Annotated in this window: 27 protein-coding genes, 1 tRNA gene and 1 pseudogene; 22 read left to right on the top strand and 7 right to left on the bottom strand. The window is 68.6% G+C overall.

The window, feature by feature from the left end:
- Positions 1-165: 165 nt before the first annotated feature.
- Both ACZ6S8_RS18075 and ACZ6S8_RS18070 read left to right on the top strand, forming a co-directional pair.
- On the top strand, positions 166-1926 hold the full coding sequence (locus ACZ6S8_RS18075) for an ABC transporter ATP-binding protein (protein WP_469456814.1): 1761 nt from the start codon (positions 166-168) through the stop codon (positions 1924-1926).
- Between the two features lie 81 nt (positions 1927-2007).
- Entirely contained in the window at positions 2008-2520 is a 513-nt protein-coding gene (locus ACZ6S8_RS18070; protein ID WP_469456812.1) for a hypothetical protein, read from the top strand.
- A gap of 103 nt (positions 2521-2623) precedes the next feature.
- Here ACZ6S8_RS18070 and ACZ6S8_RS18065 read toward each other — a convergent pair whose 3' ends face one another.
- On the bottom strand, positions 2624-2887 hold the full coding sequence (locus tag ACZ6S8_RS18065) for a helix-turn-helix domain-containing protein (RefSeq protein ID WP_469456810.1): 264 nt from the start codon (positions 2885-2887) through the stop codon (positions 2624-2626).
- Between the two features lie 162 nt (positions 2888-3049).
- On the opposite strand from ACZ6S8_RS18065, the gene ACZ6S8_RS18060 reads away from it, so the two are divergent.
- Entirely contained in the window at positions 3050-4039 is a 990-nt protein-coding gene (locus tag ACZ6S8_RS18060; RefSeq protein ID WP_469456808.1) for a helix-turn-helix transcriptional regulator, read from the top strand.
- Here ACZ6S8_RS18060 and ACZ6S8_RS18055 read toward each other — a convergent pair.
- Both ACZ6S8_RS18055 and ACZ6S8_RS18050 read right to left on the bottom strand, forming a co-directional pair.
- Entirely contained in the window at positions 4036-4350 is a 315-nt protein-coding gene (locus ACZ6S8_RS18055) for a hypothetical protein (RefSeq protein WP_469456806.1), read from the bottom strand. The two genes, ACZ6S8_RS18060 and ACZ6S8_RS18055, sit on opposite strands and share 4 nt — an antisense overlap.
- Before the next feature lie 7 nt (positions 4351-4357).
- A complete protein-coding gene (locus tag ACZ6S8_RS18050) occupies positions 4358-4582 on the bottom strand; it encodes a hypothetical protein (protein WP_469456804.1) in 225 nt (74 codons plus the stop codon).
- A gap of 497 nt (positions 4583-5079) precedes the next feature.
- Between ACZ6S8_RS18050 and ACZ6S8_RS18045 the strand changes: the two genes are divergently transcribed.
- The 4 genes from ACZ6S8_RS18045 to ACZ6S8_RS18030 all read left to right on the top strand — a co-directional run bounded on the left by ACZ6S8_RS18045 (position 5080) and on the right by ACZ6S8_RS18030 (position 10569).
- Entirely contained in the window at positions 5080-5826 is a 747-nt protein-coding gene (locus tag ACZ6S8_RS18045; protein ID WP_469456802.1) for a hypothetical protein, read from the top strand.
- Positions 5827-5988: 162 nt separating this feature from the next.
- Positions 5989-7440, top strand: coding sequence for a hypothetical protein (locus ACZ6S8_RS18040; RefSeq protein WP_469456800.1), 1452 nt, complete (start codon positions 5989-5991; stop codon positions 7438-7440).
- A 676-nt stretch (positions 7441-8116) separates the two neighbouring features.
- Positions 8117-9613: a helix-turn-helix transcriptional regulator gene (locus tag ACZ6S8_RS18035; RefSeq protein ID WP_469456798.1), complete on the top strand. Its 1497-nt coding sequence runs from the start codon at positions 8117-8119 to the stop codon at positions 9611-9613.
- An 11-nt stretch (positions 9614-9624) separates the two neighbouring features.
- Positions 9625-10569: an NAD-dependent epimerase/dehydratase family protein gene (locus tag ACZ6S8_RS18030; RefSeq protein ID WP_469456796.1), complete on the top strand. Its 945-nt coding sequence runs from the start codon at positions 9625-9627 to the stop codon at positions 10567-10569.
- On the opposite strand, the gene ACZ6S8_RS18025 is transcribed toward ACZ6S8_RS18030, so the two are convergent.
- A complete protein-coding gene (locus ACZ6S8_RS18025) occupies positions 10566-10994 on the bottom strand; it encodes a winged helix-turn-helix domain-containing protein (protein ID WP_469456794.1) in 429 nt (142 codons plus the stop codon). The genes ACZ6S8_RS18030 and ACZ6S8_RS18025 overlap by 4 nt on opposite strands.
- Positions 10995-11610: 616 nt before the next feature.
- On the opposite strand from ACZ6S8_RS18025, the gene ACZ6S8_RS18020 reads away from it, so the two are divergent.
- The 14 genes and pseudogenes from ACZ6S8_RS18020 (at position 11611) to ACZ6S8_RS17955 (ending at position 21516) form a co-directional block, all read left to right on the top strand.
- Entirely contained in the window at positions 11611-11907 is a 297-nt protein-coding gene (locus ACZ6S8_RS18020) for a hypothetical protein (protein WP_469456792.1), read from the top strand.
- Positions 11904-12092, top strand: coding sequence for a hypothetical protein (locus ACZ6S8_RS18015; RefSeq protein ID WP_469456790.1), 189 nt, complete (start codon positions 11904-11906; stop codon positions 12090-12092). The genes ACZ6S8_RS18020 and ACZ6S8_RS18015 overlap by 4 nt, the downstream gene beginning before the upstream one ends.
- Positions 12089-12943, top strand: a pseudogene (locus tag ACZ6S8_RS18010) (DUF2637 domain-containing protein). Before ACZ6S8_RS18015 ends, ACZ6S8_RS18010 begins: the two are co-directional and overlap by 4 nt.
- Positions 12934-13314, top strand: coding sequence for an RRQRL motif-containing zinc-binding protein (locus ACZ6S8_RS18005; protein ID WP_469456788.1), 381 nt, complete (start codon positions 12934-12936; stop codon positions 13312-13314). Before ACZ6S8_RS18010 ends, ACZ6S8_RS18005 begins: the two are co-directional and overlap by 10 nt.
- Positions 13311-15521, top strand: a complete 2211-nt coding sequence (locus ACZ6S8_RS18000) for a cell division protein FtsK (protein WP_469456786.1) — start codon at positions 13311-13313, stop codon at positions 15519-15521. Before ACZ6S8_RS18005 ends, ACZ6S8_RS18000 begins: the two co-directional genes overlap by 4 nt.
- A gap of 139 nt (positions 15522-15660) precedes the next feature.
- On the top strand, positions 15661-15912 hold the full coding sequence (locus ACZ6S8_RS17995; protein ID WP_469456784.1) for a hypothetical protein: 252 nt from the start codon (positions 15661-15663) through the stop codon (positions 15910-15912).
- A gap of 18 nt (positions 15913-15930) precedes the next feature.
- Positions 15931-16128, top strand: a complete 198-nt coding sequence (locus ACZ6S8_RS17990; protein WP_389691604.1) for a hypothetical protein — start codon at positions 15931-15933, stop codon at positions 16126-16128.
- Between the two features lie 33 nt (positions 16129-16161).
- Positions 16162-16350, top strand: coding sequence for a hypothetical protein (locus ACZ6S8_RS17985; protein ID WP_469456782.1), 189 nt, complete (start codon positions 16162-16164; stop codon positions 16348-16350).
- Between the two features lie 10 nt (positions 16351-16360).
- Positions 16361-16810: a hypothetical protein gene (locus ACZ6S8_RS17980; protein ID WP_469456780.1), complete on the top strand. Its 450-nt coding sequence runs from the start codon at positions 16361-16363 to the stop codon at positions 16808-16810.
- An 11-nt stretch (positions 16811-16821) separates the two neighbouring features.
- Positions 16822-17112 carry a hypothetical protein gene (locus ACZ6S8_RS17975; protein WP_469456778.1) on the top strand — a complete coding sequence of 97 codons (291 nt, stop codon included), beginning with the start codon at positions 16822-16824 and terminating at the stop codon, positions 17110-17112.
- Positions 17113-17291: 179 nt separating this feature from the next.
- Positions 17292-18143 (top strand): bifunctional DNA primase/polymerase, encoded by an 852-nt coding sequence (locus ACZ6S8_RS17970; protein WP_469456776.1) that lies wholly within the window; start codon positions 17292-17294, stop codon positions 18141-18143.
- A gap of 2 nt (positions 18144-18145) precedes the next feature.
- The gene (locus tag ACZ6S8_RS17965) at positions 18146-19621 is read left to right on the top strand and encodes an ATP-binding protein (protein WP_469456994.1); all 1476 of its coding nucleotides are present in this window, start codon (positions 18146-18148) and stop codon (positions 19619-19621) included.
- A 519-nt stretch (positions 19622-20140) separates the two neighbouring features.
- A complete protein-coding gene (locus ACZ6S8_RS17960) occupies positions 20141-20353 on the top strand; it encodes a helix-turn-helix domain-containing protein (RefSeq protein WP_469456774.1) in 213 nt (70 codons plus the stop codon).
- The gene (locus tag ACZ6S8_RS17955) at positions 20350-21516 is read left to right on the top strand and encodes a site-specific integrase (RefSeq protein ID WP_469456772.1); all 1167 of its coding nucleotides are present in this window, start codon (positions 20350-20352) and stop codon (positions 21514-21516) included. Before ACZ6S8_RS17960 ends, ACZ6S8_RS17955 begins: the two co-directional genes overlap by 4 nt.
- Positions 21517-21593: 77 nt before the next feature.
- Here ACZ6S8_RS17955 and ACZ6S8_RS17950 read toward each other — a convergent pair.
- The 3 genes from ACZ6S8_RS17950 to ACZ6S8_RS17940 form a co-directional block, all read right to left on the bottom strand.
- Positions 21594-21667 (bottom strand) — tRNA-Pro (locus ACZ6S8_RS17950).
- 40 nt (positions 21668-21707) lie between these two features.
- Positions 21708-22427, bottom strand: coding sequence for a Pr6Pr family membrane protein (locus ACZ6S8_RS17945; protein WP_469456770.1), 720 nt, complete (start codon positions 22425-22427; stop codon positions 21708-21710).
- A gap of 4 nt (positions 22428-22431) precedes the next feature.
- Positions 22432-23400: a metallophosphoesterase gene (locus tag ACZ6S8_RS17940; protein WP_469456768.1), complete on the bottom strand. Its 969-nt coding sequence runs from the start codon at positions 23398-23400 to the stop codon at positions 22432-22434.
- A 68-nt stretch (positions 23401-23468) separates the two neighbouring features.
- Between ACZ6S8_RS17940 and ACZ6S8_RS17935 the strand changes: the two genes are divergently transcribed.
- Positions 23469-23930, top strand: coding sequence for a GatB/YqeY domain-containing protein (locus ACZ6S8_RS17935; protein ID WP_386529661.1), 462 nt, complete (start codon positions 23469-23471; stop codon positions 23928-23930).
- Positions 23931-24048: the final 118 nt, after the last annotated feature.

Here is a 24048-nt window from a genome sequence, read left to right as displayed (position 1 = left end):
AGACCCCGCACCATTGCCACTTGCGGCATTGCCCCAAGCGTCAACTCCGCTCCGGTCCATGCCGTTTCGGCGGGTCAGGAGCCCGCGCGGGTACCCGTCCGGCCCTCGCGGCATTGCCGCAAGTGCCAATTCCGCTTGCGCGCGCCGGGGATTAGAAATGCGGGTGTGAACACTTCTGACGCAGAACAGCCCAAGCCCAAGGCTGAGCGGCCCGCGCTGCGCGCGCTGCTCTCGTACGCGCGGCCGCACCGCGGTGTTCTTCTGCTGGTGCTGCTGCTGACCCTGCTCGGGAGCGCCGCCGGCCTCGCCCAGCCGATGGTCATCCAGTCCGTCCTGACGAACCTGATGACCGGCGCCGGACTGCGCGATCAGCTCCTGCTGCTGATCGGCCTGCTCCTCCTGTCGATCGCCCTCATGTGGGGACAGGCCTGGCTGAGCGAGCGCACGGCCGAGCGCGTGGTCCTCCACGTGCGCCGCGGCCTCATCGCCCGGCTGATCCGGCTGCGGACCAGCGAGCTGGACCGTACCGAGCCCGGCGGCCTGACCACCCGGGTGACCTCCGACAGCACCCTGGTGCAGCACGCGGCCACCGGCGGGCTGATCCAGATCGTCGACGGCTCCATCCACCTGCTGGCGACCGTCGTCCTGATGGGCGTCACCAGCCTGCCCCTGCTCGGGATCACCTCGGTGGTCCTGCTGGTCGTCGGCGTGGCCATGGGCGTGGTCATGCCGAGGATCCGCCGCGTCACCACCCAGTCCCAGGAGTCCGTCGGCGCGATCGGCGCCGCCCTGGACCGCGCCCTCGGCGCCGCCCGTACGGTCAAGGCGAACGGGGGCGAGGCCAAGGAGACCGAGCGCGCCGTCGCCGCCGCCGAGCAGGCGTACCGCGCGGGCCTGGTGGGCGCCCGCTACCAGGCGATGATCGCCGTGCTCGCCGGGCTGATCGTCCAGGCCTCGTTCCTCGCCGTCATCGGCTTCGGCGGCGCCCTGGTCGCCACGGGCGCGCTCGACCTCGCCGCGCTGATCGGCTTCCTGCTCTACCTGTTCAACCTGGGCGGCCCCATCCTGTCCCTGGTCTCCGGCACCACCGCCCTCCAGCAGGGCCTCGGCGCCCTCACGCGCATCGAGGAGGTCCGGGAGATGGAGACCGAGGACGACGTGGACGCGACGCCCGCCCGCCCCACCGGTCCGCCGCCGGAAGTCGTCGTGGAAGACGTGGAGTTCGCCTACCAGGGACGCACGCCTACCCTGAAGGGGACCAGTTTCACCGCGCCGGCCGGCGCCGTCACCGCGATCGTCGGTTCCTCCGGATCGGGAAAGACAACGGTGTTCTCCCTGATCCAGCGTTTCTACGACATGGACGGCGGCAGCATCCGCCTCGACGGTACGGACATCCGCTCGCTGAGCCGCGCCGACCTCCGGCGCCGCATCGCCTACGTCGAGCAGGACTCCCCGATGCTCGCCGGAACGCTCCGGGAGAACCTCCTCTACTCGGCGCCCGACGCCACCGACGAGGCCGTGGCCGACGTGCTGCGCAAGACCCTGCTCGACGAGTTCGTCGCGGGCCTCCCCGACGGCCTGGACACCGAGGTGGGCTCGCGCGGCCTGGCCCTGTCCGGCGGCGAACGGCAGCGCCTGGCCATCGCGCGGGCGCTGCTCCGCGAGCCGCAGGTGCTGCTGCTCGACGAGGTCACCGCGCACCTCGACGGCCGCAGCGAACTGGCCCTGCGCAAGACGGTCGAGCAGGCCGCCGAGCACTGCACGGTGCTGCTGATCGCCCACCGGCTCTCCACGGTGACGTCCGCCGACCAGCTGATCGTCTTCGACGAGGGCCGGGTGGGCGCCCGTGGTTCGCACCGGGAGCTGCTGGAGGGCAACGACCTCTACCGCGAACTGGCCACGACCCAGCTGGTCTCCGCCCGCTGAGACGCCCGCGACCCGGCCGCAGGCCCGGCCGTACCACCCGTGAAGAACCGCGGGTTCCGACCGCACCGAAGGACTTGACTCATGAACGACTCGGACCGAACCCCCATCGAGGACACGCGCTTCGGCGCGATCATCGTCCGACAGGACGGCCAGGAGGCCGTCCAGGTCGAGGGCGAGGGGATCCCCCGCGTCACCCTGGAGCGCGACCCCGGCTCCGAGGTGGACCCGCAGACCGCGATCGGCACCCGCGACCCCGCACACCTCACGATGCGGATCGACGGCCGCGAGGTCGAGCTGAAGCCGGCCAAGGGCGGTGTGACCAGGCGCTCGTACCGGGTGGACGTGGAGTACGAGGGAGCGCTGTACCGCCTGGTCCCGGACTCCGTCCCCAGCAGCCGGCTCACCCGCGACGGCAAGCACATCGGCGACTTCTCCTCCGACGGGGACGAGCTGGTCCTCGCCGAGTGGCAGGAGGACGCCGAACTCCGCCCGGCGGACGCGTCGATCGGCTACGCGCTGGCCTCCGCCTTCGGCACGGGCGGCCAGCCGATGTGGATGATGATCGCCGACGGCGTGAGCAGCGCCCTGCCGTAGGGGCGCCGCCCCCCTGCCCGCCGCGCAGGCGGAAGGCCCCCACCGACAGCCGGACGCTGTCGGTGGGGGCCTTTTCCGCTCCGTCCGCCGGACGGGGTGCCCGTCAGGCGGCCCTGCGGGGCGCCGGGTCGAGGCCCCGGATGTCGTCCGCGTACAGGTGCGAGACGATCGCGGCCTCGAACCGCGACTTGAGGTGCAGCTTGCGCACGATGCTCGCGGTGTGCGCCCGGATCGTGCGCTCCGCGATGCCGAGGCGCCGCGCGAGCCACCGGTTCTGCTCGCCCGAGGCCAGCAGCAGGAGCACCTCCACCTCGCGGCCGGTGAGTGTGGAGAAATCGAGTGGGTCGTGCTCGGCGAATGTCTTCAAAGTAACTTCCCCCGTAAGAAGATCCATGATTCATGTCACTTTCGGCTACTACGCCGGACTTGGTCTTTTACCTCGGCATTACCCTTCGTTCCAGTACGTAAGACCGCACGCCATCTGACCCATGCCGCGCGGTCATCGACCGGACGGCCTGCGGGGGCAGAAGTGAACGGGACCAGCCTGCTCGTATTCGGACTCACCAGCACGGAGGAGCGGATATACCGCCACTTCCTGCGCAACCCGGGAACGCAGGGCGAGGACATCCACGTCCTCCTGCACGCGCCCCGGGACGGTGTCGAGGCCGCCCAGAGCCGGCTGTCGCGGCTCGGCCTGCTGCACGGTGATCCGGGCGCGGTCTTCGCCACCGACCCGGAGACCGCCGTGGACCGGCTCACCGACCTCCGGCTGCGGGAACTGCACGAGCAGCTCCAGCAGGTCACCCAGTCCCGGCACCTGATCGCCGACCTGCGGGCCGAGCAGGGCTCCAAGTCCACGGCCCCGCAAGGGGTGGAGCGGCTGGAGGTCCTGTCCGAGATCCGCAACCGGATCGACGACCTGGCCTTCTTCGCCCGCGAGGAGATCCTCTCCGTGGAGCCGTACACCGCGCTCACGGCCGACAACATCGCCCACTCCCGCCCGCTCGACACCCGATGTCTGCGCCGCGGCGTCCGCGTCTGCAGCGTCGTGCGGCGGGAGGTCCTCGACCACCCGCCCACCGTCGCGTACCTGCGCGAACTCACCGCGCAGGGCGCGCTGATCAGGGTCGCGGAGGACCTCTCGGAGCGGATCCTCGTGTACGACCGCCGGACCGCGCTGGTACCGGTCGACCCGGCGGACACCTCCCGCGGCGCGCTGGTCACCCGGCAGGCCGGGCTCGTCTCCAACATCCTGGCCCTCTTCGAGAAGATCTGGGACCAGGCCGTCGACCTGTCCCAGCTGATCGACGCGGGAGCCGCGCCGGCGGACGTGCTGTCGGACATCGAGCGCCGGGTGCTGGAAGAACTGTGCCGCGTGGGCAAGGACGAGACGGGCGCCCGGAACCTCGACATCTCCGTCCGTACCTACCGCCGCCACGTCGCCGACGTCCTGCGCATCCTGGACGCCACCAGCCGCCCGCACGCCGCACTCCTCGCCCGCGAACGCGGCTGGATCTAGGCCGTGTCTTTCGGATCATGGCGGTCCGCCGGGTCCGGCCCGGCCGTTCCGCCTGACCCGGCGGCGCGCCACCCGCGCAGCGACCCGTCCGCGAGCGTCCGCGCCAGCCAGACCCGTACCGCGTCGGCCCCGTCCTCACCCGGGGCGTCCGCCGGCCGGATCAGCATCCTGATCCGGCCGGCCCCCACCTCCTGCGCGCACGTCCAGCCGGGCGGCAGCAGGCCGACGGCGCGGATCACGGCGATCTCCTCCGGCGCGGCGGCCGGACCGGCCCGGAGCAGGGTCACCTCGTGCGGGTGCCGCTCGGTCATGGCGCCCTCACTGCCAGCCGTTGACGCAGCTCAGCCGCGGCAGCAGCCCCGCGGCGGCCCGGGGCACGAACTGCGCGAGCAGATCGGGCAGGGGCAGCGACACGGGAGCCGAACAGAACTTCTCCGGCGCGGCCCCGGCCGCCCCGGTGGCCGCCGACGCCTCGGCCGGTACCAGCAGAACCAGGAGAGCCGTGGCCGGCACCAGCGCTGCGGCGATCTTCTTGACGCTCATCGGTGTCTCCGTGTCGTGGAAGAACGGGTGTGGTCATCCGGCTGTCGGCCGGTGAGAACCACCCTGTCAGCGCCGCAACCCACCCACCACGAAGACCGCTGTCAGCTTGTTGCACCCCGCCCCCAACTTCGTGCCACCACCCCGCCGGCGCCGGCGAGGGGGCGGTCACCCAAATCGGCCACCAACGCAGAAAGAGCCGGCGCAAGTTTCCTTGCACCGGCTCTCACCTGGTACTACAGCGTCGGGGTGGCGGGATTTGAACCCACGACCTCTTCGTCCCGAAGCATTCCGGGGCAAGGGGCGACGTGCCCATCCTACGGCGCTGACCTGCGCCGGAGGTCCGTTAGCGTCCGTGGACGTCTGTGTTCGTGCTCATCGGTTGTCACCCAGTTAGACACTCACTGCAGTCGAGCCGCTGAGAAGCCGGCAACTGAGCCGTCCACCGTCGCGAACCAAAGCCCGTACTGAGGCACCCGTGGCTCGCTAGCATCACGAATATGGGCCACGAAGCAAGTGAGACAAGGGCAGGACCATCGGCTGAGTCTGGGGTCAAGGCCGCAACCGGAGCGATTGTCGCAGTAGTCGGAGCGGCTAACCCCATCGCAGGCATAGCACTCGGGGCACTCAAGGAGTTCGTCGATGCCCCGCTCCTACGCCTTATAGAAAGGGATCGCGCACGCCGAGCGGAGCGAGGGCGACAGGCACTCGCTGCTAGTTCCCAGGAAGCGGGTCAGTCGCTGGACAGACTTGTTCAGACGATCGAGACCAGCTCTGATCTCCTGACGTTGATGTCAGAGACTGTGCAGAGCTCCATGGCAACGCCCCTGAACGAAAAGATCATCGCGCTCGGGCGGTGCTTGGGCCGCGGGGTGCGTGACGAAACCACCGTTGATGCCGAGCGTCTCCGCGTTCGCGGACTCGCGAGCATCGAACCACCAGAGGTCAAGCTCCTGGAGGTCATCTCCAGAGAGACGTACCCGGCACCAGCAGGCTGGGCGCCAGGGCGCCTACCTGGGTGGAGGCGACCAGAGATTCTCAATGAGCTCCCCGGCTTTGCCGCAGCTCTAGACGCCTCGATCGCTCGTCTGACTGCGGAGGGACTGGTCAAGGACGACGGGATCCACAGGCTCCCCGGTGATGATGCCCCTGACGCGCATGAGCTGTGGGTCCTGACTGACTTTGGGCGGGACTGCTTTTCCTTGCTCAAGGCGGTTTCCCCTGTGGCGGAACGCGGCACCCCGTGACCTGGCGCAGATAGAGGTCCAGCCCTAAGTGGAATGGGGTCGAGTTTCTCGGAAACGACCACCTAATCGGTAGCGCCGTACAGGAGAATGCATGCCTGGGAGAATCTCCTGCAGGGCATAGTGTGACGCGAAATGATCCAACCAAGCGATTATGGAGGGTGTATGAACGGCGAATTCAGCCCGCTCGACTCTGCGCTTTGGGGCGCCTGCAAGCCTCTAGTCAGGGATGCTATCGCCGCACTGCAAGAAAGGAAGAAGAGTGGGGGATACATCTCGCCTCATCTTAACTTTCCGAACCTTCATTCTCTTGATAATGGGATGCCAGGGATCCAGTCAAGCTTCAATTCCGGACCGCCCCATTACGATTTCACCCTGATGCAGTATTTTCGTAAAGATGGGGCTGCGGAATGTGAGGAGTGGGATAGCTATCTAGGGTACATCGCGTATGCGAAATCTTCCGCCAAGGTGAAGGGGTATTTCAATCCAAATTACCAAGAAGCTACGAATGACGGCCTTCTAGAACGCGTTCTCACGCTTCTTCCCTTCGAGTTGGTAGATAGGTACTTGAGTGTCAAGGGGGTCGATGTTGCTGATATTGAAGATGAGACCCTGCTGTCTATCTACCTGCAGCTTGAGGCTCCGATTTTCCGAGATGAGTTGCCGGTCTCTGCGGTGGTTCCACTGGCCCTTACTGCGATGGATATCGATCGTCTAGACATTCTGCCAAACGTCCGCATTGAACGACTTTCGGACGAAGAGCAACTGGCGCGATCTGTTTCCGAGTATGGTGACTCGAACGTGGCGATGAATAGGTGGCTTGTCCATGCTGCAACCCATGCGCTTGTCATTGACGGCCTCTCGATTTCCCACCAGCATCGTTGGGACTTCGACTATCTCCCGGTGCATTCGGGTGTGACCGACATTGCTGACGACTTTGTTCGGGCCCTTGCCATCTCCGAAAATAGGTCAGCGGGTTACGCGCAGATCTACTACAGGCCGGTGGGGTGGGCGCGTGATTTCACTGCGAGCTTGCCGCCCGTGGTGGGCGTCAGCTTTCTGCGCAAGTATCCGCCGCATTTTGATCATTCATGGCGCGAATTTACCACCCCCTTGACGCCTGATGAATGTCAAGCAGTTGTTGAGGTGTTTAAGGGTCTCCGCTCGTGTGATGCCAGAGTGAAGCTGGCGGCGAGGCGGCTCGGTATGGGGTTGCTTAGGGAAACCCAAGAGGACTCGATCCTCGACTTTTGTATCGGACTGGAGGCAGTGTTTGGTGACCTTGGCCCGGGCGAAACGACGTACAAGCTCGCCATGCGGGGAGCCAAGGTCTTGTCGTCTCAGCTGGTAATCTCGGAAGCTGAAGCGTTCACCTGTTTCAAGAAAATCTATGCATATAGGTCAGCGGTGGCTCATGGTAAGAGCAACGCCGAGAAGCAGCGTTCGATTAAACTTCGAGACGATTTTGAGCTGGCGGCAGAAGTGGCGGCCAGACAGTTGCTTCGGATGGGATTGATTTCTGTCCTGAAAGACCCCCGGCTGACCGTGGAATATATTGACAGAAATCTCTTGCTGAGTTCTGAGAGTGGTCAAAGCGCTGTTGACTCAGGGCTGTAGGGGTTTCTCGGCGAAGCATTCCGGGTCAACGGGTGATCTGCCCATTCTGCGGTGCTGACCTGCGGCGGAGGTCCGTGATCGTCCGTGGACGTCCGCCACCCCTCGTGCTGGTTCACCCGCCTAAGCCGAGCCATGCCGCCGCTCGGGTGTCTTCACGTCGTCTACTAACGGACGTAGGAGACGATGAGTAGCACCACCGCTGCGACACCGAACCAGAGAGGTATGCCGGTTTTCGTGTACCGCCCTCGATTGTCCCTGGGCTGCGGTCGTCGGCGCCTTGCCATTCAGCCTCCTCAGTGAACCCGGTGTTTCTCAGGCCAGGGTGTTGCCCGGGGTGTAGGGGGCGACAGGCGTACGGCGAGCGCGGCGGATGCACTCCGGGGCGCAACGCCCCCGGCACCTGAGCGCGCTCGGGCTGTCTCGAATCGCTGCCGCCTGTATCGCGAGTCCATAGTCTTGAAGGTGGTCTGGTCGGGCAGCGGACTGGTCAACCAAGTTGCTCAGTCACGCCGTTGGAGCCACCGCCTTCCCCCGAAGGGACCAGAAGCTCATGACTGTTGCCCCGCCCGCACCGTCTCTCTGCGTCAGGTGCGGCACGAAGCTGGGCCGAAGCAACACCGACACCGTGTGCAGTCCCTGCCGCAGGGCCATCGGCCCCGGAGCCTCAGGCAGCCCTGTGCGCGCCGTAGGGGCTGAGCCGTCGCCCCACTGGCTCGCCAGCGATACAGAACGGGCGACTCCTCCCGACGGCTCGAACCTGGCCGACGTTCTCAAGGCCTACCGGGCACTCCACAAGCTCAAGCAGCAGGATCTAGCGGATCTGCTCGGCTACGACCAGTCCTACGTGTCCCTCCTCGAACGCGGAAAGCGCAGTATCCGGGACATGGACGAACTCCGCAGGCTGGCTCGTGCGCTGGCGCTTCCGGAGGATGAGCTTGGCTTACTCCCATCGGTCGAGGCTGTGGTCACGGTGGCGGTCCCGGCTGGTGCCCCGGCCGAGGAGGGGCCACTGGCCGCAGTCGACGACCAACGGCGCTGGCGCATGACGCGTCGCGAGCTCAACCGGCACCGGGCAGACCTGACGAAGGCCGCAGCCCGGCTGTATCCGGACCTCTCCCGGGCCGGCAACAGTCCGGTGCTCACCCGCGATTCTTGGATGTGGCCCGCGCCGGTCGACTTCGAAGACATCGAGCTGGCCTGGCTGACACAGACCACTCCACCGGAAATCACCGGGCGCGAGAGGGAGTCTGAGGGCGTTCGCCCTCTCGCCCCTCAGGGCACCAAGTTCGATCGCTACACCCAGGCGATCCGGATGATCGACCGCCCGTCCCTGTTCGTCAACCGGCCGAGCTTCCGGTTGCTTGATGTGGCGCAAGCGGAGGGGCACCCCAAGCTGTCCTTCGGCTACACGACCTACTTCGACATGGCCGACGTCTGTGAAGGCGTGGCGCACGAGCTGGCGAGCGCCTGGTTGAAGACCGGCAGCGATCCAGGATGGATCAGCGATCCAAGCTGGGCGGAACTTCCCTTCCGGGGCTTGGTCGGAGATCCCTTCGACCTCGGCCACAGGGCGTTGCTCCCGTCCATCGACACCCTGACCATTCGGCTCGGCCCCGAAGGTGCTTCGTTCCCGCTCCACCACCGCTCCGCGAGCAACGTCGCGCTTGCCGGCGGGAACTACCACGTCATGCCGGCCGGGGTCTTCCAGCCTTCATCGGTGATGCCCTGGGACCAGTCGAACGACTTCAACCTCTGGCGCAACGTGCTCCGGGAGTACGCGGAGGAGTTCCTCGGGGACCCCGAGGCCGACGGCAGCAGCGGCGAACCGATCGACTACGACTCCACCGAACCGTTCCGGACCCTCAACCAGGCGCGCCGTGAGGGCAAGGTGCGCCCGTACTGCTTCGGGATCGGGCTGGACCCGCTCACGCTGGCCGGCGAGATCCTCAGCGTGGTGGTCATCGACTCAGACGTCTACGACTCCGTCTTCTCCGGCATGGTGTCCCGGAACTCCGAGGGGACGGTGGTCGCCGGGCGTCCTGGCGACAGCAGTGCCGGGGTCGAGTTCACTGAGGCCAACATCCGGCACCTACTGGAAAATGAACCCCTGGCATCCGCCGCCGCCGCGTGCCTCGACCTGGCGTGGCAGCATCGCGGGCTCATTCTGGGCTGAGAGGTAGATCAGTGCGCGTACTTGTGACCGGCGCCTACGGATTCGTGGGCAACGCGGTTGTACGACGGCTCGCCGAGGCAGGCCACGATCCTGTGGTGCTCACGCATCGGCCGGCTGATACCCCCCTGCCGGAGCTGCCGGTGACCCAGGTCTTCTACGGCGACATCAGGGATGAGGCGGCCCTGAGGGCAGCTCTCGACGGTGTCATAGGTGTCTGCCACCTCGCGGCTCTTACCCGCGTCCGTGAATCCTTCGAGCGGCCGGATGAGTACCAGGCCGTCAACGCTGGCGGCACGGTGACGCTGCTCGATGCGCTGGCTGCCGCCTCGGCAGGCTCGGAGACCCCTACGGTCATCCTTGGCTCGACGGCGGCGGTCTACGGAGCGCCCGATCGGCAGCCCATCGGTGAGGACACCCTGCCCGCCCCGAGCAATCCCTACGGGACGTCGAAGCTGGCCGCAGATGAAGCCCTCCGGGCCCGAGCGGAGGCCGGAGGGGTCAAGGCCGTAAGCCTGCGGTGCTTCAACATCTCGGGGGCCGTCGGTGGCGTGGGGGACTCGGACGAGAGCCGCATCATCCCGAAGGCGGTCGCCGTGGCGGCTGGCCGCTACCCCCACCTTGAGATGAACGGCGACGGCGACGCAGTTCGGGACTTCGTGCACGTAGACGACCTGGCGCGCGCCTACGTGTTGGCTCTTGAGGCCGACGCTTTTGTCCCGTACCGGGTCTACAACGTAGGTGCCACAGCAGCCAGCATGCGGGAGATCGTGGCCATGGTTGAGCGGGTGTCCGGAAGGGATGTGCCTGTAGTCCACCGCGCCCCTCAGCCCGAACCGCCGCGGCTGGTAGCCGACATCTCCAGGATCACAACTGATCTCGGCTGGAAGCCGGAGCGGTCCAGCCTTGAGCAGCTGATCGGCGACGCATGGTCGGTCGTATCCGCCGGCAACCGCTAAGACTTCTCCAAGCGGTCCTTGACGCTCTCCGGCAGGTTGGCGAACGCCGCATGCCAGCGCTCAAGGGCCGCTTCGCTGCTCGCTGCGCTGGCCCCGACCTCGCTCAGCGCTTCGCGTAGGGCTGCTTCAACCTCCACGCCTGCCTGCAGAAGCGGCAAGGCCCAATCTGCGGCGCCGCGCGAGTGATCCGAGAGCCGAGGCGGGAACTGGGCAAAGACCCCCTTGCCCTGGTGTCCGACTACGTACCCCTCCGCTCGCAGCAGAGACACGGCGTTCTTCACGACGGTGCTTGAAGCGCCGGAGCTGTTGATCAGATCCTGCGCCGAAGGCAGTGCGGAGCCGTCGGGCAGGTCGCCGCTTCGGATGCGTTCCCGCAGGTCGTCGGCCAGCTGAAGGTATGCCGGCTGCCCTCGAAACTCGGTCATCGGGGTATTCCTCCACTCGCAGGTGATGTACCTAGTACACCAGTCTCCCCGGATCCATTCCCGCAGACCTTGGCCGAGCCACTTGCCAACATGGTGCACTAGGTGCACCATGCTGTTCAGAGGGCAGCGAGCAAGCGGCAGACCTCATATGACAAGCCGTCATTCGATTCCGGAGCCCTGCGCGGACAGGCTTGTCGCAAGCAACGAGGCCGCCGGAAACGCTGGCTCAGTCGCTGACAACCAACTCGTGAGGGGCCTTCTTTGGGCTGCTCCGAGTGCCCGCAGTACCACTTGGCGTCCGGCGTGTCCCGTTCCTACGGGAGCCCTTCGGGGTTACCGCACCCGTCGGAGAGCCACCGGCTTTTCCTTGAGAACTCAACAGTGTGGTCACCGCCTCCTCTAGCTGAAAAGGCGGTCAGCGCGACAACGGCTCGCGCACTCGACTTCCGCAGCGTCGCGCTGCGGCCGGTTGCCTCCTCCGCCCGTCTGGCGCCTTTGGCGCTGTACGGGCGGGGTGGAGGGGAGCCGCGGAGTTCGGGCTTCACACCGAGGCTGGTCGCCTCTCGCCAAAAGACCGCGACCGCTCCGGCATCCCTTCGACTTCAGGAGAACAGTGATGCGTACGTACATCGGCGGCCAGGAGGCCGTCAGCGTGAATGAGTTCATCGAACTGGCCCTGGGTACCCCGCTGGAGCTGTGGCTCGGCGTGGAGGGGGAGAGCGCCGAGGAGCGCGCGGCCCGCCTGGACGCGGCCCGCGACATCCTCGCCGACAACCCGGACCTGCCCGACGACGTAAGCCGGATCGCCGCTCAGGTGATCGAGGCCAACGCCCCGGAGCTGTTCAACGTCGTCCCGCTCATCCGGCCGGCGGCCCGCCGTCGGACCCGCTCCCGCAAGGGGGCCGCGGCATGAGCGCCATCCCCCGCCGAGCCTTGGACCACTACGCGATCTGGGCCGGTTCGCTGACCGTGCTGGTGGCCATACCGGGCGCCGTCGCGCTGCACGAAGCCTGGCTGCTGGCAGCCGCCGGGGCTGGCTGGTGCGTCCAGCACGTCGGCTGGGCCCGGCACCGCCGCGCAATTGGCGGTGCGGCATGAACCGTACCGCCAAGGGGTTGCTGGTCGCCGCTCTCGTCGGCGTGGTCGCGATGGCCTTCAGGGTCTCGTGGAACGCTCAGCGGGACGTGGCGCGGACGGTCGGCGCGGACGGAACGGCCGCCCTGCTCTACCCGTTCGTGGTCGACGGCCTGATGGCCCTGGCCCTGGTCGCCACCCTTGTCCTCACCGGCAAGGACAAGACGTTCGCCCTGCGGGTGCTGGCCGGGTACACGGTCGCCTCCCTCGTCCTCAACTACGTCCACGGACTCGTCCCCGAGCTGCACGGCGGCGGCCGGGTGCAGTTGGCCGACTGGGACCCCGCCAACTGGGTCCTCGTGCTGCTGGCGACTTCGCTCCCGGTCGGGTCCATCTTCTTCGGCTCCGACCTCGTCGCGAAGGTCCTGCACCACCGACCGGCCCGCATCACAGATCAGGATGAATCAGATTAGCCCACCGTAAATCGGTTGGGGTCTGACCTGCACAAGTCGGCCCCCGTCGCCCCGGCAGGGGTGCCCGAACTCTCCGCCATCGAGTCGGCAGACCCCGCGCCGGTCGGGCTGCCGCAGTCGGCCCCGGCGCTGGCGGTAGCCGCCGTGCAGCACGCTCCGCGTCGGGCGACTGGTCGGGTGCCGGAGTCGGCGCGGACGCCCCGACCGACTCGGACCCCGGACGAGCTCCTCGGTGAGGCCCGGTCGGCTACCGCCGACTGGCCGGACGCTGAGCTGACGGCGGAGGCGATCCGCAAGGCGGTCCGCACCTCCTCGGCCAACGGCCGCACCTTGCGCGACACCCTCAAGGCCGAGCGCACCGACCAGGCCACCGCGGCCGGGGCGGTGGAGGTATGGGCCTGACCTTCGCCCGCTGCTTCGACCCGACCGGGGCCGTCCACGGGGTACCCACCTTCCCCTGGCGCCTTGCCCCGGACGGCCTCGCAACCCGTCGTCAGCTCCGCGCCCTCGGGCTTCGACCCGGCGGCCAGGACATCGCCGGTCAGGTGCTCCGCCCGCGCTTCCGGCGCGGCCCGTTGGCCGCGTTCTTGTACCGCGTCGACCGGGCCAAGCCGGTCCGGCCGATGACGCCGGCCAAGACCGCCGCGCTGGCCAAGGCCAACACCGCCCGCCGTACCTGCCCCGAATGCCGGCGCGATGCCGGATACGTCATCCCCGCCCAGCTCGGCGTGTGCATCCCCTGCGCCTACCCCGAAGGAGTCGAACCGTCGTGACCGAGACCACCCCGTTCCCGCACGCCGAAGGCCCGGACGAGCACACGGCCAAGGTGATGCCCTTCCCCAAGAAGTCCCCCGGACCCGACGCCGCCGGCGTGGGGGAGGTGCGGCCTGGTGAGTGGCAGGCCGAACTCCCCGACACCGAGGACGACTCGGACGACATCGCCGACGGCGCCCCGGTCGACCCGCCCCGGGAGGTGTACCCGCCGTCGGTGGCGGAGTGGATGCAGGCCCACGACAAGACGCGTCAGCCGGTCCTGCCCGACTGGGTCAAGCTCCCCGACCAGCGGACCGCCGTCCGACGGTGGGCCGTCCGCCACTACTCCACCCTCGTCGGCTACCACGCGCTTCGGCTGCCGGTGGTCTACACGCCGAAGATCCTGGCCTACGCCCCGCGCGGTGCCTGGCGCTGGTCGGCTGCGGCCGGCCGGTGGGTGTTCGACGCCGAGGGCAAGAACCTGAGGCTCGCCGCCGTCCGGGCCGAGGACGCGGGGGAGTACCTGAGCCTGTCCCGGCAGCGCAACGACCGCGTCCGCCTGCGCGGCATCGTCGCCGCGGTCGCCGGTTTCGTCGGCCTGGCCGCCGCCCTGACCGTCTACGTCATGGCCCCGTCCTGGATGCTCATGCTGTCCATTGCCGCGCTGACCACCACGCTCGGCGTGGTCGGGGCCCCGGCGGACAAGCCGCTCATCGACCGGGCGAAGGTCACCTTCCGCAAGCGGCGCCTGTCCTCCGACATCATCACCCGCGCCTTCGCCGCCGCAGGCCTGACCGTCAAGGACCAGGGCATTGCCTTCCCCCGCCCGATCGGCCGCGACGGCGACGGCTGGAGGGTCGTCGTCGACCTGCCCTACGGCAAGACGTTCGAGGACGCGCTCAAGAAGCACGTGCCCTTGGCTTCGGGCATCGACATCTCGCCCACCCAGCTCTTCCTGGACCGCGATGAGACCAGCGCGCGCCGGGTGTCGATGTGGATCGCGGACCGCGACCCGCTCGCCGTTCCCGCCGGCCGGACCCCGCTGTTGGGGGCGACGAGGGTGGACTTCTGGAAGCCGTTCCCGTGGGGCGTGGACGAGCGTGGCAACCCGGTCATGGCCAGCATGCTGTGGCTGTCTCTCCTGGTCGGAGCGGTCCCCCGCCAGGGAAAGACGTTCTCTGCTCGCTCCATCGTGCTGGCCGCCGCGCTGGATCCGTACGTGCGGATCATCTTGTTCGATGGGAAGGCCTCGCCGGACTGGAGGTCGTTCTCCAAGGTCGCGCACCGGATCGGGTTCGGCATCGTGCCGCGCAACGGCTTCGACCCCGTAGAGCACCTCATCAACGCCCTCATGGAGCTGAAGGCGGACGTCGAGGACCGCTACCACCGGCTCTCGGAACTGCCCCTGCACATCTGCCCCGAGGGCAAGCTCACCCCGGAACTGTCCCGGGACAAGAAGATGAACATGCCCCTCACCCTCGTGGTGCTGGATGAGGTGCAGGAGTACCTGCAGCACCCCGTCCACGGCAAGACCATCCTTGACCTGTTGGTCTACCTCGCCCGTGTCGCGCCGGCCGTCGGGGTCTCGGTCATGAACTCCACCCAGAAGCCCGACGACCAGGCCTGCCCCTCCGTGCTCCGTGACCAGCACCAGGCCCGGTTCTCCCTGCGGGTCGGGTCCTGGCAGGTGTCCGACGTCGTGCTGGGCGCCGGTTCGTACTCCGAGGGCCTGGACGCCTCCCGCCTTCTGAAGTCCCACAAGGGCGTGGGCCTCCTCAAGGGGATGAGCGACGACTCCGGGATCGTGCGCACCTACCTCGCCGACGGCCGCGACGCCGACAGCATCCTCGTCCGCGCCCGCGCCCTGCGCGAGGAGGAGGGCACCCTGACCGGCGACGCGATCGGTGACGTGCCCGCGGCCCGTAGCGCTGACGCGGTTCTGGACGACATCGCCACCGTCCTCGGCCGCTCCGAGGACAAGGTGTGGTCTGAGGTCATCGTGGACCGCCTCGCCGAACTCGACCCCGGCGCGTACGGGGCGTGGGCCGAGCTGGAGGGCCGCGCGAAGGCCGACCAGCTCGGTGCTGTCCTCAAGCCGTTCGGCATCAAGACCGACCAGGTGTGGGGCAAGACGGAGACCGGCAAGGGCGCCAACCGGCGCGGCATCGAGCGTCAGCACATCATCGACGCCATCACCAAGCGTGACAAGAGCCGGGCCGCGAAGTAGCCCGAAGAGCCGCTAGGTCTAGCAACCCACGTCGCTAGACCTAGCAACCTCGCTAGCGACCCAAACCGCATCTGATCAGGTCGCTAGCGTCTAGCGGCCCACCTGCGAAAACCCTGAAACCCCGCCCAGGAGGGCCCCAATGAGCCTTGCCCTGCTCGCTAGCGCCTGCCTGCTCGTCGTCACCCTTGGTTACGGCGTCAGGTGTTGGCTGTCCCCGTTCGGCACCTGCCGCAAGTGCGACGGCGTCGGCCAGCTCCTCAAGTTCGACCGCAAGGGACGACCCAAGCGCGGCAAGGTCTGCCGCCGCTGCCACGGCCACGGCATACGCGTCCGCGTCGGCCGCCGCCTCCACAACCGCGCCGCCCGCATCCACCGCGCCGGCACCCGCTAACCCCAAGGGAGCACCGTCATGGCCCGCGAGAAGTTCGCGCTCACCGACAAGGACCCGCACAGCCTCGGAGAACTCGCCCGCGTCGTCTACCTCGGCGCCAAGGCCGTCCGCCGCCAGCAGCGCGGCAAGTCCACCAAGCGCATCGAGAACGAGATCGACCGCATCCGCGAGGTCGCCCAGGCCCGCGAGGACGCCCGCGCCAACCGCCGCAAGTAGCTCCTCCTCCACCCCCGAGCAAGGAGGCCTTCCTTGGCCGTCACCGTCACCCTCGTCGCCCTCTTCGGGCTCCTCCTCGCGCTCCTCCTGCGCTCCAAGACCCTCGGCGTCGGCTCCGCCTTCGTCGCCGTGATGTTCGGCTTCTACCTTGCCTCCACCGGAGCCGCCCCCGCCGTCAACGAAGTCATCAACTCCCTCATCAACGCCATACCCGACCTGTAGGAGGCACCCCTTGAACCACCACGACCCGACCCGCTGGGAGACCGCCGAGATTCACCGGCCGGTCCCCATGGCACCGGCACCGCTCGCTCTCCAGCAGCCGCACCCGATGCCGGACGTCCAGACGATCCAGCTCCCGGACGGCCGCATCATCACCGGCTACGCCATCGCCCCCACGAAGGCCCCCGAGCCCATCGCGGAGCGGCCGGCCATCAACCCGCTCGCCGTCAACATCGCCCTCGGCGGCATCGGCTTCGCCGCAGCCTGCGGAGGACTGATGCTCCTGACCACCTTCATCACCGCCGTCGCCGCGCTGATCCAGCAGCTCGTCATCCTGGCCGCCGTCATCTTCGGCGGATGGATCGCCACCCAGGTCCTCGGCACCAACCACGGGACCAGCAAGGGCAGCACGGTCGTCAACATCCGCCGGGCCGTCATCAAGCGCAACCACTTCCACAACTGAAGGAGCCCTCCATGAGCCCGAGCCCCACCCTCGCCGCGACCCAGCACCCCACGCTCCACACCCAGGTTGACGGGGCCAGGTACCGGCCCGAACGCCTCACGGTGATCTCGGTTCTGTCCCACCTCCGCAGCGCCCGTAAGAGCCCGCAGAACGTGGACGCGGTGAACGTCTACGCCTTCACGAGCCGCGACGGCATCCCGCTGCACGTGGTCTACATCCACCACACGCCGGGCCGCTGGCACGGCGTGCAGGACGTCATCGACGTCTACGAGATCCCCACCGCCGCGCTCACCGACCTGTAGCTGTGCCCGGGGCGGTCGCCTCTCGCCAAAGACCGCGACCGCCCCGGCTCTCCGTCCCTTCGACAGAAACAGGAGAACCCCAGCATGACCCACCCCATAGACATTCCGCGAGAGACCACCGCCCGCCCCCCTCGCCTGTCGGCGTTGTGCGCCGGGTACGGCGGCGTCAGGAGCACGTCATGAGCGTGCCGACGAACGCACAAGGACAGCTCCGTACGGCGCTCTGGCTCGCGGAGATCGGCCTGCCCGTGCTGCCGTTGCGGGAAGGGAAGGAGCCGTTCGGGAACTGCCCGGCCTGCACCCGCTCGGCGTGCGGGGACCGGCCCCACATGAAGGCCACTGGCCCCTGCCAGTGCCCGGCCCCCTGCCACGCCTGGGGCGCCGCCACCACCGACCCGGACGTCATCACCGGCCCGGCATGGGCCCGCGCCTGGCGTCAGGCTGGGGCCGTCGCCTATTACCCGGGTGGGGCCGGTCTGACCGTGGTCGACCTGGACGACAGCGCAGCCATCACCTGGGCCCGGAAGACCCTTCCCGCCACCACGGTCGTGTCGACGATGCGGGGCGAGCACTGGATCTACCGGGGCGCCATGCAGTCGAAGAACGGGGTCCGCCCCGGAGTCGACGTGAAGTCCACGATGTCCTACGTCCGCTGGCGCGGCCCCGGCACCGGAACAATGGCCGCGCTGCCTGACGACGTGCGCGCGCTCGCGGTGAAGGAACTCACCGTGCAGCGGGCCCGCCCCGTCATCGTGGCGGTGCCAGCCGGGGGCGGGCAGTGCCCGCACCGCTCGCCCGTCTACCTGGAACGGGGCATCGCCATGGCAGAGCAGCGCATCACCGCGGCGGCCGAGGCCATCCACACGAGCGTGTACCGGACCTTCCTTGCCGTGCTGTCCGCCCATGGCCGGTGCGGCTGCCTGACTGAGGCCCACACCGCGCGCCTGTTCACCGCCGCGCAGGGCAAGGGCGAATCCGTCCGGAACTGCGAGGACGCCTGGACCAACGCCCGCACCACATTGGGGATGTGATCGTGCCCGAGGACGAGAAGAACCCGGCACGGCAAATCATCACCGACTACGCACAGGACCACTTCCGGTACTTCCGCACCACCGAAGGCACCGTCTACGCGCAGAAGAACGGCCACCCCGTCGCCCGCCCCATCCGCTCCCAGGGCACGACCGGCAGCCACCGCCAAGAACTCATGGTCGGCCTCTTCCGAGATGGATTCGGCGTGTTCAACGGCACCGCCCTCAAGGAGGCGTTGGACTTGATCGAGGCGCTCGCGCTCAGCCAGGACGTCCAGGCCACCCACATTCGGGTCGCCCCGGGATTCGACGGCGCGACCTGGCTCGACTTGGGCCGCGATGACGGCCGGTCCGTCCGGATCCACCCCACCGGCTGGGACATCCGCGTCCCCGACCCGCGTGAGGTGTGCTGGCGCCGGACCCAGCTCACCGGGGAACTCCCCCTCCCTGAGAAGGGCACGGAGGGTAAGGGCATCGATCGACTGCTCAGGTTGTGCAACTACGCCAGCGCCGAAAGCGAGTGCCTGGCCGTCGCCTGGGTGATCGGCTGCTTGGAGCCGTCCGTCCCCGTCCCCGCGCCGTTCCTCACCGGCCCCCAGGGCGCCGGGAAGTCCACCGCGGCGCGCATGCTGATGCGGATCGTAGAGGGCATGACCGGCGACCTGCGCCGTGCCCCGAAGGACGAGGAGAACCTGATCACGGCCGTGGCCGCCGGATGGATCACCGCACTCGACAACCTCTCCCACCTGCCCCCGGACCTGTCCGACCTGATGTGCTGCATCGTCACCGGAGCCGAGAGCATCAAGCGCGCGCTGTTTAGCGACGGCGACGTCTACCGCTCCCGCTACCGCCGGCCGCTCCTGCTGACCGGCATCGACGTGGGCGTCATCCGCCCCGACCTCGCCGAACGCCTCCTCCCCCTGCGCCTTGAACGGCCCCGCGTGCGGCGGACCGAGGCCGAGCTGTGGGCGGAGTACACGGAAGTGCTGCCGGTCATCCTCGGCTCCTTCCTCGACCTCACCGTCCAGGTCCGTGCCACGCAGGCCGACATTCCCGCGGACCTGCGCATGGCCGACTTCGCGCACCTCTGCGCCCAGCTCGACACGGCCACTGGCCTCGGAGCGCTGAGCGCCTACCGGGTGGCCCTGGACGAACTCAACGACGACGTCATCGAAGGCGACCTCCTCGCCCAGACCGTCCTCAAGCACGCCGCCGGTCTCGAACCGGGCGCCGAAGTCAAGATGACCTCCACCGAGTGGCTGCACGCCCTCACCCAGCTCTACGCCGGCGAGGACTTCCGCCCTCTGCCCAAGGGGTGGCCCACCACCGGCAAGGTCTTCTCCGACCGACTCAAGCGCCTCCAACCCACCCTGGCCGCCCGCGGCGTCCTCGTTGACTGGGGCCGCACCAAAACCGCCCGCTACATCGAAATGGCCCGCCCCACCGCCCCGCCGCCCGGCCAGCAGGAGGCAGCGTTCTAACCAGCGCCACCGAGACCGGCCGGGCATAGGCAAGAGGAGCACCCACCCCCGGCGGGGCGTGCTCCTCTTGCTGTTCCGGCGGCTTGCCGCCGCTGCAAGAGACGTGCCGCGCAGCGGCTCTCTCTTCACGTTCGAAGACGCACCGCACCACAACAGAAACCACCCCTCTCTTTTTCCTAAGAGAAGAGACGCTGCGTCACCCACGTCACCACCGGCTTCCAAACGGCCCGTGACCTGCCGGTACGTCGGTGACGCAGACGGCCAACGGCTACGTCATCACGCGTCACCCGCGTCACCCGCGTCACCGGTCTGTGTTGCCCCCCGGTGACGGTGACCCAGACCGGTGACACACGATCCATCCGCTACGTCACCGAAAACTGCAGGTCAGACCAGCAAGTGACACAGCTGACGCGGTGACGCAGAAATCCCCACCTCGGACACATGCGGGCCCCTGCCCCCGGCACCGCGACGCCCGCGGCGAGCAGGACACCGCTCCTCCCACGCCTTGAAGGAGAACCAGTGAGCGCCACGACCACGCCGCCGGTAGAGCCGGTCCTGCTCAAGGTCGAAGCCGCCATGCACGCCTTGAGCATGAGCCGCTCCGTCATCTACGAACTGATCCGCGCCGGCCGCCTCCGCACCGTCAACGAGGGCAGGGCCCGCTTCATCACCCGATCCGCCATCAACGACTACATCGCGCTGCTGGAGCGTGAGGCAGGAGTGCGTACGTGACCAAGCGCCGCAGCAGGGGAGACGGTGGTCTCCACTGGGACGAGACGCGGCAGCGGTGGATCGCCACCGTGACCCTCGGGTTCGACGCGAGCGGCAAGCGCGTCGTCCGGAAGGGGAGCGGCAAGACCAAGACCGAGGCCAAGAACAAGCTCAAGGAGGTACTCCGCGACCACGAGGACGGGCTGGCGGTCGCGCCGACCAACTACACCGTGGCGAACGCCGTGGAGGACTGGCTCATGTACGGGCTCGCCGGCCGTGACGCCAGCACGGTCGCGACGTGCACCTCGCTCAGCCGGACCCACGTCATCCCCGCCCTCGGCGCCCGGAAGCTTCGGGAGCTGAGCGGGGAGGACGTGGACAAGTGGCTGGCCGCGAAGGCGAAGACGCACAGCACGCGCACCCTGCAAGCGATCCACTCCTGCCTGAACCGAGCCCTCAAGCGGGCCATGGTCCGGGACAAGGTGAAGCGGAACATCGTGGAGCTGTGCGCCATCCCGACCGGCCAGCCCGGCCGGCCGTCGAAGGCGCTCAAGCTGGCCGAGGCCGAGGCGGTGCTCAAGGCAGCCGAGGGGACGTCCGCGCACGCGTACATCGTGGTCGCTCTGCTCACCGGGGCCCGGACGGAGGAGATGCGGGCGCTCACGTGGGATCACGTCTTCCTGAAGGGGGACCCGGGCGCGGTGCCGCCCGTGCCGCCGCACGTCGCGGTGTGGCGGTCGGTCCGATCCACCGGGGACACGAAGACCCGGAAGTCCCGCCGGACGATCGCCCTGCCGGCCCGGTGCGTGGACGCGCTGTGGCAGCAGTTCGAGGAGCAGGGGTGGGACCGGCTCGCCGCCGGTGATCAATGGACGGAGAAGGGTCTCGTCTTCTCCTCCGCGACGGGGACGGAGCTGGATTCCACGAACGTCCGGCGCGCCTTCCGGCAGGCCATCACCGGCGCCGAAGGGGTCGATGCGAAGGAGTGGACCCCGAGGGAGCTGCGGCACAGCTTCGTGTCCCTACTGTCCGACAGCGGGGTCCCGCTTGAGGAGATCTCCCGGTTGGTCGGACACTCCGGGACGGCCGTCACTGAGGCGGTCTATCGGAAGCAGATCCGGCCGGTGATCCAGACCGGAGCGACGGCCATGGACGAGATCTTCAGGGCCGCCCCGAACCCGTAGTCACTCAGTTAGTCACCCAGACGCAGAAGAGACCACCTACTGAATTAGTAGGTGGTCTCTGACCTGGTCTTACGAAGTCGGGGTGGCGGGATTTGAACCCACGACCTCTTCGTCCCGAACGAAGCGCGCTGCCAAGCTGCGCTACACCCCGAGCGTCGCCTTGGCAGCGTGTGCTGTCCTGGCGACATCGATTACTTTAGCGGACCTCCGGCCGGAGACGAAATCCGGTTTTCGCGGGCCGGGCGCACGGCCAGGGGCGACGCCCCGCGGAAGCGGTCCGCCGCCACCAGCGCGAGCCCCAGGGCGTAGAAGGCGAGGCCCAGGACGGCGGCGTTCAGCGCGACCCCCGCGTAGCCGTACCGGGCCACGTCGAGGAAGGGGTACGGGTAGCGGCCCTTCGTGCCGGGGGCCAGGAGGGCGCCCCGGACCAGGGCGAAGGTGACGTAGGCCAGCGGGTAGGCCAGCCACTGGGCGGCGTGGCGCGGGCGCAGGGTGCGCGGGGCCGTCAGGAGGAGGAAGTCCAGCGCGGCGCCGAGCGGGGTGACCGTGTGCAGGAGCTGGTTGGCGACGGCCTTGGCGCCGGTGAGCCGGTCGAGCTCGGCGGCCACGTTGAAGGGGCTCGACGGGTTGTCCAGGACCAGGTGGAAGACCAGCCCCGTGATCAGGATGAAGAGGAGCACGCCGCCCCTCCACAGCGGGGCGACGTCCGGCCGCCGCTGCCAGGTGCGGGCCGCCGAGAGCGCGAAGACGGCCGCGACCAGGATGTTCGTCCAGATGGTGAAGAAGCTCAGCACCAGGGGCACGCTGCCGAGGACGCACTCGATGACGATCCCCGTCACCGCCGCCGCGGCGATCAGGGCGCGGAAGCCCGTCGCGGCGGCGAGGGTGCGGGAGGCCGGCGGCGGGATCATGCCGTCACCGTACGGGGGCCGGCCCCCGCAGGTCCCCGGTGCCCGGCGTCAGCGTCAGGAGCGTCGCCTCCGGCGGGCAGGCGAAGCGGACCGGGGTGTACCGGTTGGTGCCGCAGCCCGCCGAGACGTGGAGGTACGCGCGGTTGCCGTCCGCCTCGTGCGTGGAGAGCCCCTTCACCCGCTTCGTGTCCAGGTCGCAGTTGGTGACGAGCGCCCCGTAGAAGGGGATGCACAACTGCCCGCCGTGGGTGTGCCCGGCGAGGATCAGCGGGTACCGGTCGGCGGTGAAGGACTCCAGCACGCGCAGGTACGGGGCGTGCACCACGGCCATCGAGAAGTCGGCGTCCGCCTCCGGACCGCCCGCCACCCGCTCGTAGCGGTCCCGCTTGATGTGCGGGTCGTCCAGGCCGGTGAAGGCCAGCTCCAGGCCGTCCAGCTTCAGCCGGCCCCGGGTGTTGGTGAGGTTCAGCCAGCCCGCCGCGTCGAAGGCGTCCCGCAGGTCCTCCCACGGGTTGTGGACGGCGCCGACGACCGGCTTGTTGCCGTTCAGCCCGTGCCGGCCCTGCGTCTTCTCGATGAGGTAGCGCCCGGGGTTGCGCAGCCGCGGCCCGTAGTAGTCGTTGGACCCGAAGACGTACACCCCGGGGAAGTCCATCAGGGGGCCGAGGGCGTCGAGCACCTCCGGCACGCCGTCGGTGTCCGAGAGGTTGTCGCCGGTGTTCACGACGAAGTCGGGGCGCAGGCCGGCGAGGGACTGCAGCCAGGCGCGCTTCTTGCGCTGCCCGCCGACCATGTGGATGTCCGACACCTGGAGTACGCGCAAAGGGCGCATCCCCGGGGGCAGGACGGGCACCGTGACCCGGCGCAGGCGGAACGACCGCGCCTCGAATCCGGCGGCATAGGCCACACCAGCGGCCCCCACCGCCGCGATTGAGGCAGCAGCCTTCAGGGGTACTCCGTAACGCGCGCGCATGGACCCATCGTCGCAGACGGGGAAAACACCCGGGCGCCATCCGCCCCGCACCTGGCAGACTCAGGGGCATGACCACGCTCAAGGCCAAGCTCCAGGAAGACCTCACGACCGCCATCAGGGCGCGCGACGAGCTGCACTCGTCGACGCTGCGCCTGACCCTCTCCGCCATCACCAAGGAGGAGGTCGCCGGCAAGGAAGCCCGCGTGCTCTCCGACGACGAAGTCCTCAAGGTGATCGCGAAGGAGGCGAAGAAGCGCCGCGAGGCGGCGGACGCCTTCGCCCAGGGCGGCCGTCCCGAGCAGGCCGCCCGGGAGACCGCGGAGGGCGAGTTCCTCGACACGTACCTGCCCAAGCAGCTCACCGACGACGAGCTCGTCGCGATCGTGACGCAGGCCGTCGAGGAGGCCAGGGCGGCGGGTGCCGAGGGGCCGCGGGCCATGGGCGCCGTCATGAAGATCGTGAACCCGAAGGTGGCCGGGCTGGCGGAGGGCGGCCGCGTCGCCGCCGTCGTCAAGCAGCAGCTGTCCTGACGGGACGACCCGGTCGCACGGGACGACCCGGTCGCACCGGCCGCGCGTGTCGCGCGTGTCGCACGCGCGGAACGGGTTGAACGCGCTGAACGGGTGAGGGCCCGGCCGGATCGCTCCG

The organism is Streptomyces sp. NPDC048461, assembly GCF_055587105.1.
This window is presented reverse-complemented; position numbering and strand designations above follow the sequence as displayed.

Coding starts and splice junctions, on each gene's coding strand:
- ACZ6S8_RS18025 (WP_469456794.1), bottom strand. CDS start 10,994: ATGACCGAGTTTCGAGGGCAGCCGGCATACCTTCAGCTGGCCGACGAC.
- ACZ6S8_RS18005 (WP_469456788.1), top strand. CDS start 12,934: ATGGGCCTGACCTTCGCCCGCTGCTTCGACCCGACCGGGGCCGTCCAC.
- ACZ6S8_RS17990 (WP_389691604.1), top strand. CDS start 15,931: ATGGCCCGCGAGAAGTTCGCGCTCACCGACAAGGACCCGCACAGCCTC.
- ACZ6S8_RS18055 (WP_469456806.1), bottom strand. CDS start 4,350: ATGACCGAGCGGCACCCGCACGAGGTGACCCTGCTCCGGGCCGGTCCG.
- ACZ6S8_RS18020 (WP_469456792.1), top strand. CDS start 11,611: ATGCGTACGTACATCGGCGGCCAGGAGGCCGTCAGCGTGAATGAGTTC.
- ACZ6S8_RS17935 (WP_386529661.1), top strand. CDS start 23,469: ATGACCACGCTCAAGGCCAAGCTCCAGGAAGACCTCACGACCGCCATC.
- ACZ6S8_RS17940 (WP_469456768.1), bottom strand. CDS start 23,400: ATGCGCGCGCGTTACGGAGTACCCCTGAAGGCTGCTGCCTCAATCGCG.
- ACZ6S8_RS17970 (WP_469456776.1), top strand. CDS start 17,292: ATGAGCGTGCCGACGAACGCACAAGGACAGCTCCGTACGGCGCTCTGG.
- ACZ6S8_RS17995 (WP_469456784.1), top strand. CDS start 15,661: ATGAGCCTTGCCCTGCTCGCTAGCGCCTGCCTGCTCGTCGTCACCCTT.
- ACZ6S8_RS18015 (WP_469456790.1), top strand. CDS start 11,904: ATGAGCGCCATCCCCCGCCGAGCCTTGGACCACTACGCGATCTGGGCC.
- ACZ6S8_RS18040 (WP_469456800.1), top strand. CDS start 5,989: ATGAACGGCGAATTCAGCCCGCTCGACTCTGCGCTTTGGGGCGCCTGC.
- ACZ6S8_RS18050 (WP_469456804.1), bottom strand. CDS start 4,582: ATGAGCGTCAAGAAGATCGCCGCAGCGCTGGTGCCGGCCACGGCTCTC.
- ACZ6S8_RS18070 (WP_469456812.1), top strand. CDS start 2,008: ATGAACGACTCGGACCGAACCCCCATCGAGGACACGCGCTTCGGCGCG.
- ACZ6S8_RS18045 (WP_469456802.1), top strand. CDS start 5,080: ATGGGCCACGAAGCAAGTGAGACAAGGGCAGGACCATCGGCTGAGTCT.
- ACZ6S8_RS17975 (WP_469456778.1), top strand. CDS start 16,822: ATGAGCCCGAGCCCCACCCTCGCCGCGACCCAGCACCCCACGCTCCAC.
- ACZ6S8_RS17945 (WP_469456770.1), bottom strand. CDS start 22,427: ATGATCCCGCCGCCGGCCTCCCGCACCCTCGCCGCCGCGACGGGCTTC.